Origin of the sequence: Longimicrobium sp. (assembly GCF_036399255.1) — a bacterium.
Classification (GTDB): Bacteria; Gemmatimonadota; Gemmatimonadetes; order Longimicrobiales; family Longimicrobiaceae; genus Longimicrobium.
On sequence record NZ_DASWNM010000171.1, the window covers coordinates 1 to 9,275 of the forward strand.

The 9,275-nt window shown below is 71.8% G+C and carries 11 protein-coding genes; 6 read left to right on the plus strand and 5 right to left on the minus strand.

Annotated elements, in window-relative coordinates; translation table 11 throughout:
* Positions 1-283 precede the first annotated feature (283 nt).
* Positions 284-553, minus strand: a complete 270-nt coding sequence (locus VGC13_RS32295) for a CPXCG motif-containing cysteine-rich protein (RefSeq protein WP_331129483.1) — start codon at positions 551-553, stop codon at positions 284-286.
* Between the two features lie 130 nt (positions 554-683).
* Here VGC13_RS32295 and VGC13_RS32300 point away from each other — a divergent pair, with 130 nt between their 5' ends.
* Complete coding sequence (locus VGC13_RS32300; protein WP_331129484.1) at positions 684-1,316, plus strand: DUF2911 domain-containing protein; 633 nt, start codon at positions 684-686, stop codon at positions 1,314-1,316.
* Positions 1,317-1,320: 4 nt separating this feature from the next.
* Positions 1,321-1,932 carry a pyridoxamine 5'-phosphate oxidase gene (gene pdxH, locus VGC13_RS32305; RefSeq protein ID WP_331129485.1) on the plus strand — a complete coding sequence of 204 codons (612 nt, stop codon included), beginning with the start codon at positions 1,321-1,323 and terminating at the stop codon, positions 1,930-1,932.
* Positions 1,933-2,177: 245 nt separating this feature from the next.
* On the opposite strand, the gene VGC13_RS32310 is transcribed toward pdxH, so the two are convergent.
* Together VGC13_RS32310 and VGC13_RS32315 are read right to left on the minus strand one after the other, a co-directional pair.
* Positions 2,178-3,044, minus strand: coding sequence for a metallophosphoesterase family protein (locus VGC13_RS32310; RefSeq protein WP_331129486.1), 867 nt, complete (start codon positions 3,042-3,044; stop codon positions 2,178-2,180).
* On the minus strand, positions 3,041-3,844 hold the full coding sequence (locus VGC13_RS32315) for an alpha/beta hydrolase (RefSeq protein WP_331129487.1): 804 nt from the start codon (positions 3,842-3,844) through the stop codon (positions 3,041-3,043). The genes VGC13_RS32310 and VGC13_RS32315 overlap by 4 nt, the downstream gene beginning before the upstream one ends.
* Positions 3,845-3,957: 113 nt before the next feature.
* Here VGC13_RS32315 and VGC13_RS32320 point away from each other — a divergent pair, with 113 nt between their 5' ends.
* Positions 3,958-4,755, plus strand: coding sequence for an NRDE family protein (locus VGC13_RS32320; RefSeq protein ID WP_331129488.1), 798 nt, complete (start codon positions 3,958-3,960; stop codon positions 4,753-4,755).
* A 718-nt stretch (positions 4,756-5,473) separates the two neighbouring features.
* Here VGC13_RS32320 and VGC13_RS32325 read toward each other — a convergent pair.
* Together VGC13_RS32325 and VGC13_RS32330 are read right to left on the minus strand one after the other, a co-directional pair.
* Entirely contained in the window at positions 5,474-6,370 is an 897-nt protein-coding gene (locus VGC13_RS32325) for a hypothetical protein (protein WP_331129489.1), read from the minus strand.
* Complete coding sequence (locus VGC13_RS32330) at positions 6,367-6,801, minus strand: hypothetical protein (RefSeq protein WP_331129490.1); 435 nt, start codon at positions 6,799-6,801, stop codon at positions 6,367-6,369. The genes VGC13_RS32325 and VGC13_RS32330 overlap by 4 nt, the downstream gene beginning before the upstream one ends.
* 190 nt (positions 6,802-6,991) lie before the next feature.
* On the opposite strand from VGC13_RS32330, the gene VGC13_RS32335 reads away from it, so the two are divergent.
* From VGC13_RS32335 to VGC13_RS32345, 3 genes are all read left to right on the plus strand, one after another.
* Positions 6,992-7,816: a hypothetical protein gene (locus tag VGC13_RS32335; RefSeq protein ID WP_331129491.1), complete on the plus strand. Its 825-nt coding sequence runs from the start codon at positions 6,992-6,994 to the stop codon at positions 7,814-7,816.
* Positions 7,817-7,909: 93 nt separating this feature from the next.
* Positions 7,910-8,614, plus strand: a complete 705-nt coding sequence (locus tag VGC13_RS32340) for a TIGR04283 family arsenosugar biosynthesis glycosyltransferase (RefSeq protein WP_331129492.1) — start codon at positions 7,910-7,912, stop codon at positions 8,612-8,614.
* 414 nt (positions 8,615-9,028) lie between these two features.
* Entirely contained in the window at positions 9,029-9,238 is a 210-nt protein-coding gene (locus tag VGC13_RS32345) for a cold-shock protein (RefSeq protein WP_331129493.1), read from the plus strand.
* Positions 9,239-9,275: the final 37 nt, after the last annotated feature.

The following is a 9,275-nucleotide window of genomic DNA, read 5'->3' on the forward strand; positions in this document are numbered from 1 at the left end:
GGTGCCCCTCCCCCGGCCCCTCCCCGTTCGTTCCTCACGGAGAGGGGAGAATTCGATCCCGCTCCGGGCAACCTGTCGAGCGCGTCACCCTCCCCCGCGCAGTTTGCGGGGGAGGGCCGGGGTGGGGGGCGCCGGCGGGCGCCAGCTCGATGCCTTTCGCCGATCCTTTGCTCCCAGCCCCAACACACAACCTCCCCCAGCAGTTTTGGGGGAGGTGGGCGAGTCATGCGAGCCCGGAGGGGGCGCCCCGCGGACGCAGTGCAGTGCCTGCCGGTGCGCACCCTCAATCATCCCACCCGTCGTCCGACGCCTGCACGTCGACCTGGGCGGAGCCGTCGGAGAGGTAGGTGACGTGCACCTGCCAGGGGCGGCAGCACACCTCGCAGTCCTCCACGTACTCCTGCCGCGAGCCGCTCCCGGGGTCCAGCACGATCTCCACGGTTTCCCCGCAGTAGGGGCACGTGACGGCGGCGCCGGTGTCGGCGGTGCCGTCGCCCAGCGGAAAGTCTTCGTCCAGCCAGGCGTCTTCGGGCTCTTCGGCGATGTAGATCATGCGATGATAATGCGTCGGCGGGCTTCCATCACCAAGCGTGCCGCGCAATCGGCGCTTGCCGGGCGGGGGCGGCGGCGGGTACAATCCACCGAGGCCGTAACCCCTGACCCCATCGCCGACAGGTGCTTCCATGACCCGATTTGCCCCCGTGTTCCGCACGGCCCTGGTCGCCGTCGCGGCGTCGCTGGCCGCCTGCTCGGGCCCGCGCGAGAATGAGAACCCCGAGCCGCGGCCCGCCGAGCAGGCCGCCGCCGCGCCCGCACAGCCCGCGGCGCAGGGCACGCAGGGGCAGCGCCCGCCGCCGGCCAGCCCGCGCGACACGGCGGAGATGCGCATCGCAAACGACCGCATCTACGTGGACTACGGGCGTCCGTACATGCGCGGCCGCCCCATCATGGGCGGGCTGGTGCCGTACGGGCAGGTGTGGCGCACGGGCGCCAACGCGGCCACCACCTTCGTCACCCCGCGCGACCTGCGCATCGGCGGCACGGCGGTGCCGGCGGGGACGTACACGCTGTACACGCTGCCGGGGGAGAACGCGTGGCAGCTCATCATCAACAGGCAGACGGGGCAGTGGGGCACGCAGTACGACCAGGCGCAGGACCTGGCCCGCATCCCCATGCGCGTGGAGCGCACGCCTTCGCCCGTGGAGCAGTTCACCATCGCGCTGGAGCCGGGCGGCGGCGCCGTGACGAACCTGGTGATGACGTGGGAGAACACCCGCGCCTCGGTGCCCATCGAGGCCGCCACCGGGGGGCGGTAGGCGGATGGAGGCACAGACGCGGGTGGCGGAGCTGGGCGAGCCGTTCCGCCGCTTCGGCGAGTGGATGGAGCGGGCGATGGCGGCGGGCGTAGCCGAGCCCACGGCGATGGCGCTGGCCACGGCCGACGCGGAGGGGCGCCCGTCCGTGCGGATGGTGCTGCTGAAGGGGTTCGACGAGCGCGGCTTCGTGTTCTACACCAACCTGGAAAGCCGCAAGGGGCGCGAGCTCACGGCAAACCCCCACGCGGCCCTCTGCATCTTCTGGCAGCCGCTGGAGCTGCAGGTGCGCATCGAGGGTCCCGTGCAGCCGGTGTCCGACGCCGAGGCGGACGAGTACTACGCCTCGCGCGCCCGCGGCAGCCGCATCGGCGCGTGGGCGTCCATGCAGAGCCGGCCGCTCCCCTCGTACGACGCGCTGATGGCGAGCGTGCAGGAGTACGAGGCGCGCTTCACGGGCGAGAGCATCCCGCGGCCGCCGCACTGGTCGGGCTTTCGCCTGGACCCCGCGCGCATCGAGTTCTGGCAGGGCCGCCCCAGCCGCCTGCACGAGCGCGAGCGCTTTGACCGCGACCCGGCGGACGCGGCGCGCTGGCAGGTGCAGAACCTGTATCCCTGATACCAGATCCGGGAAAAGAATAATCGTACAGAGGAACAGAGTCAGACAGAGAAACGAGATCATGCTTCTGCTCGCCTTCTCTGTTTGACTCTGTTCCCCTGTACCCTGAAGGTGTTGTTTTCCCGGATCTGGTATTGTCCACGAAACAGATCGGCCTCACAACGAGTCAGCGGAGCTGGCGGAGAAAAACTCCGTTGGCTCCGTTGATTTCCGTAGGAGGCCGATCTTTTTCCAGATCCAGCCGATCAGTGGCAGCTGGCCCGCCCCGCGTCCGTGAACTTGCGCCCGGGGACGGCGACGAACTCCCACTCGTACGCGTCGGGATGAAAGACCAGCCGCAGCACGCCGCGCACGTGGGCGGCGATGGCCTCGCTGTGGGCAACGCGCTCGCGCAGGCGGTACGAAGGCGCCCCGCCGGTGCCCACCACGAACTGGCGAATGCCGCGCTCGCGGTCCAGCCGCCCCACCGGGTCCAGCGGCGCGAACCGCTCGTAGTGGTGGTCGTGGCCGCCCAGCACCACCTCCACCCCCGCGTCGTACATCACCCGGTACGCGTCGGTCACCCGCTCGCGGCCGCCGTGGCGCCCGCTGGACCAGCGCGGGTGGTGAAAGTACGCCAGCGTGCAGCGGGTGGGATGGGCGCGCAGGTCCGCCACCAGCCAGTTCAGCTGCTCGGTCCCGCGCTCCAGCGGCTCGTCGCTGTTGAGGACGACGACGTGCCAGCCGTCGTGCGCGTAGCTGTACCACCCCTTCCCCGGCGGCCCCGCCCGCGCCCCGAAGTAGCGAAAGTAGCCGCCCGCGTCCGGGGTCCGGTACTCGTGGTTCCCCACCGCGGGCCGCGTGCGGTCCAGGTGCCGCCCCCAGCTGCGGTGGTAGCACTGCCGGTACTCGCGGTCGGACCCGTCGGGGTACACGTTGTCGCCCAGCACCGCCACGATGCCGCCGATCCCCTCCACCAGCCGCGCCGTGGCCTCGTCGCCGCGCCAGAAGCAGCTGGCGATGTCGCCCGCCGCCACGATGGAGGTGCGCTCCGCCGGCCGCGCGGCATCATCTCCCCCGCACGCGGCCAGGGCGGCGAGGGCCAGCAGGAGAACGGCGGAGCGAAGGGTCATGCGGCGGAGGGGGTGGCGGCGCGGATGAAGTCCATCGACAATACGTTGAACAGCTCCGGCCGGTCAACGTTCACCACGTGCCCGCACTCCGGCAATACCTCCAGCTTGCTGAAGCGCGTGTGCCGGCTCACCAGCCCGCTTACCGACGGCAGGAACATGTGGTCCTCGTCGCCCATCACGTACAGCGTGGGAATGGGCAGCTCGCGCTGCTCGAACAGGCGCCGCAGCAGCGGGTTCACCTCGTAGGTAAGGCGGAACCAGCGGATGAACTCCTTCTGGCACAGCCGCTTGGCCTGGGTGACGAACAGGTTGCGCGCCTCGCGGTGGCGGCTGCGCGGCATGATGATCCACGCGAACAGCCGGTACAGCCACATGTAGGGGATGAAGCGCTTGAAGGCGTTGCCCAGCGCCACCAGCACCCGCGAGCGCAGGTTCAGGCGGATGATGGCGCCGCCCATCACCATGCTGCGCACCCGCTCCGGCGCCATCTCGCCGATGGTGCGGATGAGGATGCACCCCAGCGAGATGCCCACGAAGTGCGCCGACGCCACCTCCTCGTGGTCCAGCACGTCCAGGATCTCGCGCGACACCAGCTCGAAGGTGTAGCGGTCGCCCTCGTACGGCAGCAGCAGCGGCGGCTGGCTGTCGCCGTGGCCGCGCAGGTCGATCAGCAGCACGTTGAAGGCCTTGCGGAACTCCCGCACCTGCCGGTACCAGATGGACGAGCTGCCGCCCGCCCCGTGCACGAAGACCACCCATTCGTGTTCGGGTGAGATGAAGTGGCGGCGGTACGACAACATGGCTCTGCCGTGATAGCTGGGGGTACGGATTGCCTCCCGGACGGCGGGGGCGGTGTTGATACTCCGATCCGCCGTACGCGTTCGGCTCTGTTCAGGGTTTCAAGGAGCATCCCGTGTGCCTGATTGCGCTGGCGGTTGAAGCACACCCCGCCTACCGGCTGGTGGTGGCCGCCAACCGCGACGAGCTGTACGCCCGCCCCACCGCCCCGGCGGCCTGGTGGGACGACGCGCCGGACGTGCTGGCCGGCCGCGACCTGCGCGAGGGCGGCACCTGGATGGGCGTGACCCGCGCCGGCCGCTTTGCCGCCGTCACCAACTACCGCGACCCCGGCCTGGCCCAGACCCCCGGCGCCCCCTCGCGCGGCGCCCTGGTCGCCGGCTTCCTGCGCGGCGCCGTGGACGCGGAGGCGTACGCGCACGGCCTGGCCCGCCGCGCGGCGCGGTACAACGGCTTCAACCTGCTGGTGGGGGACGGCGCCGGCCTCTTCTACCTGTCCAACCGCACGGAAGGCGTGCGGCGGCTGGAGCCGGGCATCTACGGGCTGAGCAACGCGCTGCTGGATACGCCCTGGCCCAAGGTGCTGCGCGCCAGGCGGGCGATGGCGGATGCGCTCTCCGCCGCGGAGGGTGACGCGTGGGACGGGCCGCTCTGGGAGGTGCTGGCGGACCGCGTGATCGCCGCGGACGACGCGCTCCCCGACACCGGCGTGGGCGCCGAGCGCGAGCGCCTGCTTTCGCCGCCCTTCATCGCCAGCGACGTCTACGGCACCCGCGCCTCCACCCTTCTCACCATCGCCGCCGACGGCGAGGTGCGGATGGTGGAGCGCTCCGTGGTCCCCGGCCAGCCCGCCTGGACCGAGTCCCGCCACGCCTTCCGCATCGGCGCCCCGGCATCGATCCCGGCATCGTAAGCAGAAGCGTGTCATTCTGAGGCCCGGCCACTCGGGCGCCGGTCCTGGAGCGAATGAATTCGCCGCGGGAAAGGCGCAAAGTCCGCCTGCGCGGACTGTGGCCGCAGGGCTGATCGCGCTACGAACGGCGCCGTCCTGGCCGAGGCGAGGTCCTTCGGTCGCGCGCCGGGGACGGCGTGGGGGCAGTGGGACGCGCGGCGCTCCCTCAGGAAGTCATTCGTCTCGCGAAGAGGCGACGGAGTGCGGGCGCTGCCCACGCGAGCAGGTGAAGCCCCGTTCGGCGAGCGCAGCGAGCCGAGACGGGGCTTATGGCATTTCCAGCCGCGGGCTTTAGCCCGCGGCGCTTGGGCCGAGCCGGGTGGAAGATCCGCAAGGAACCACGCCCGGCGCTCCGGCCCCTGGAGCGAATCAATTCGCCGCGGGAAAGGCGCAAAGTCCGCCTGCGCGGACTGTGGCCGCGGGGCTGATCGCGCTACGAACGGCGCCGTCCTGGCCGAGGCGAGGTCCTTCGGTCGCGCGCCGGGGACGGCGTGGGGGCAGAGGGAAGCGCGGCGCTCCCTCAGGAAGTCATTCGTCTCGCGAATGGGAGGCGACGGAGTGCGGGCGCTGCCACGCGAGCAGGTGAAGCCCCGTTCGGCGAGCGCAGCGAGCCGAGACGGGGCTTCTGGCATTTCCAGCCGCGGGCTTTAGCCCGCGGCGCACCGTGGCGCCTACGCGCCTACGGCCGCGCCGCGCCGGCCGCCGCCTGCAGCACGCGGCTGCTCACCACGTTCCCCGCCTGGTCCACCGCGTACTCGATCACCGCGCCCGAGGCGTGGCGCACCTGGCGCACCGCCTGGCCCGCCGCGTTGGTGGTCTCGCGCAGCACCGGCAGGCTGGTGATCTGCCCCAGCGTGCGCGTGTTCACCACGTTGCCCGCCGTGTCCAGCGTGCGCTCCACCAGGCTGCCTGTGGTGCCCAGCGTAACCTGCACCGTCTGCCCCACCGTGTTCACCGTCTGCGTAAGCAGGCCGCCCGGCTGCGTCACGTTGTTCAGCGTCTGCCCCACCGTGCCCACCGCGTTCTCCACCACCCCGCCCGGCTGCAGCGCCGTGTTGGCCACCCCGCCCACCGTCCCCACCGCCTGGCCCACCGTGCTCAGCAGCTGCGTGAGGAGCTGCGGGTTGTTGTCGAGCGTGGCGACCACCCGGTCGATGATGCGCGCCACGTTGTCCAGGTCCACGTACACGAACGCCTGCGCCAGCACCCCCACGATCTCCAGCTCCACCCGCTCGATGCTGACGTCCGCGCCGGCGCTGATGCTCACCAGGTTGGCCGCGTTGGCGTCCAGCGACAGCGTGGCGCGCAGGTCCGCCACCGTCAGCCCGATGGAATCGACCGAAAGCTCCGGCACCTCCAGCACCACGTCGTAGTGCGGCGTGCCGATCTGCGCGGCGGTGCCGGTGCGGATGGGCGCCGAGCGGGCCACCGGCCCCTGCCGTGGCGCGGCATCGCCCAGCACCCGCGCGCGGCGGCCGGCCACGGTGGTGTCGCGCACCTGCGCGTGCGCTTCGGCGGCGAGCAGCGTGGCGGCGCACAGCGCGGCGGTCATCCAGTGGCGCATCATCGTCCTCATCTCCCGGGCGGGTTGGCCGGCGCGGGCTCGCCCGCCGGCGGTTGGGCATTGGTCCGGATCTGCACCGGCGCGCACAGCGCCGGGTCGGCGGCGGCGAGCGCGGGGAGGCACTGCACGTTCAGCCACGCGCGGATCTCCACCCCCACGCGTACGTCGCGGTAGGCAACGCCGGGCTGCACGGGATCCGGCAGGTTCTCGCGCCGCGTGGTGACCACGGAGTCCAGCGCCGCGCACCCGTTCAGGCCGATGCGGATCTGCGGCTGGCTCTCGAAGCGCACCTCGCGGGCGGTGGCGGAGGCGGCGATCAGGATGTCCGGCGCGCGTCCGGGCTCCGCCCGCGCGGAATCGGCGCGCAACGAAAGTCCGCCGCACCCCTGCGCCGCCGCGGGCACCGAACCCAGTGCGGCGAGCGCGCCGAGCATCATCGCCATCCACCACGGACGCCGCACAGGTGCTCCTGGGCCGGGGAGATCCACCGCCGTCTTCCGGGCCGTGCGCGGAGTCAAGTTCCATGCCCGAAAAGGCTGTCGTGATGCGGCAACCTTCTTGCACCGGGCCCGCCGCCGGAGCACGCCGCCACGGCGTGCGGGCACGGTGCACCGGGAACGGGGAGACGCGCAGATGCGCAGGTCCATGGGGATGATGGCGCTGGTGGCGGCGTTCGCGCTGCCGGCGGGCGCCGCGGGGCAGCAGGGGACGCTGGGCGCGGAGTGCCAGCCGGAGCAACGCACGCCCGGCGGGCCGCAGGCCGCCCACCGCGAGTACGACGTGATCGTGGACGTGCCCAACCTGTGCGTGGAGCGCATTCGCCTGCGCGTGCAGAACCTGGACGCGCGGCTGGCGCTCAACGCCAGCGTGGCCAACCTGGTGCAGGTGCGGGCCGGCGCCGACGTGCACATCGGCGAGGTGGACCTGGGGATCAACGGTGTGCGCGCGCAGGCGCTGCTGCTGGTGGACCTGGACAACATCGTCTACGTGGTGGACCGCGCGCTCACCTTCATCGACGACAATCCCCAGATCCTCAGCCAGCTGGTCGGCACGGTGGGGAACACGCTGGGCACGGTGGGCGGCGTGGCCAACCAGGCGCTGCGCCCCGGCGGCGTGGTGGACCAGGCGGTGGGCACGGTGGGGCAGACCCTGAACAACGTCACCGCGCCCGGCGGCGTGCTCTCGCAGACGGTGAACACGCTGGGGCAGACGGTGCAGCGCACGGTGGACGCCACGGGGAACATCGTGGAGCAGACGCTGGACACCACCGGGCGCGTGGTGGGCTCGCGGAGCGTGGGGCGGCTGCTGGACCTGCAGGTGCTGCGCGAATCCACCAACGCCGCCGGCCAGACGGTGCGGCAGGTGCGCGACCAGGGCGGCGCCGTCATCGAGTACGTCCTGGACGGCAGCGGCCGCGTGGTCCGCAGCCGCGTGGTGCAGGCCGCCGCCCCGCGCTGACCCGCGCCCGACGGTGACGGACGGACGGGAGGCCGCGGCGGCCTCCCGTTCCTCGTTTCCGCCGCGGACTCCGCCCCATCGAGCCCATCCGCCATGCCCCTCCCGCCCGCCATCGAACCCGCGACGCGCATCTCCATCATCGTCCCCACGCTGAACGAGGCGGGGGGGATCGCGGATACGCTGCGGCCGCTGCAGGGGCTGCGCGCGCGCGGGCACCAGGTGATCGTGGTCGACGGCGGCAGCGCGGACGGGACCGTGGAACTCGTGCGCGCGCTGGCGGATGATGTGATTGCGTCAGAGCCCGGCCGCGCGCGCCAGCAGAACGCGGGCGCGGGCACCGCCACCGGCGACGTGCTCCTTTTTCTGCACGCGGACACGCGGCTCCCCGCGGACGCGGACCGGCGGGTGATCGATGGGCTGACGGCGAGCGGGCGCGGATGGGGGCGCTTCGACGTGCGGCTGAGCGGGCGGCATCCCCTGCTGCGCGTGGTGGAGCGGATGATCGGCTGGCGGTCGCGGGTGACGGGAATCGCCACGGGCGACCAGGCGATCTTCGTGCGGCGCGACTGGTTCCATCGAGCGGGCGGCTTTCCGCAAATCCCGCTGATGGAAGACGTTGCGCTGTCGAAGTCGCTGCGGAGGCTGGGCCCGCCGCTGTGCCTCGCGGAGCCGGTGCTCACCTCCAGCCGCCGCTGGGAATCGCGCGGCGTGGTGCGCACCATCGTGCTGATGTGGCGGCTGCGCGCGGAGTACGCCCTGGGCGCCGACCCCGCGAATCTGGCCGAGCGCTACCGCTGACGACCGGCCGCGGGAGACGGAAAGGCGCAGTCGGTGCGGATCGGCGGGCCGCCTTCATCCATCCGGCCGCGCGGAATCCTGTTCACGGAGGACAGGGGGACTGAATCCAGTAGCATCCATGCCGCGCTTTCCCGGTAAACAAAATTCTTGACGGATTAGGCGTACCTGCTTACGTTTGACCCGGATTCGGGAATTCTTCCTCTGCTCGTCCGGCCGCGGCACGTCTCATCAGGCACACCGGTGGTTCTCTTCCGCTCGTCCCCGGCACCTACTGAACACGCGCACTCCATCGCGGTCCCACAGCGCCGGCTGCCCGTTCAGGGCGGCCGCTTGCCCGCGTGGGGGCCATCCCACGCAGCCTTACCGGGCGGCCGACGCTCCGCCCGGCGAACAACCAGTTTGGGGAGCACTGCCATGCGCAACGTAGGTAAGGTCAAGTGGTTCAACGACGCCAAGGGCTTCGGCTTCATCACGCCGAACGACGGGGGCGGCGACTGCTTCGTGCACTACTCCGCCATCCAGGGCAGCGGCTTCCGCACCCTGGTGGAAGGTGACGAGGTGGAGTTCGACCAGGTGACCGGCGAAAAGGGCCCCGCGGCCGCGAACGTCGCCAAGGTCGGCTGAACCGGCTCCCCGGACGGAAGCGCGCCGCCGCGGACGT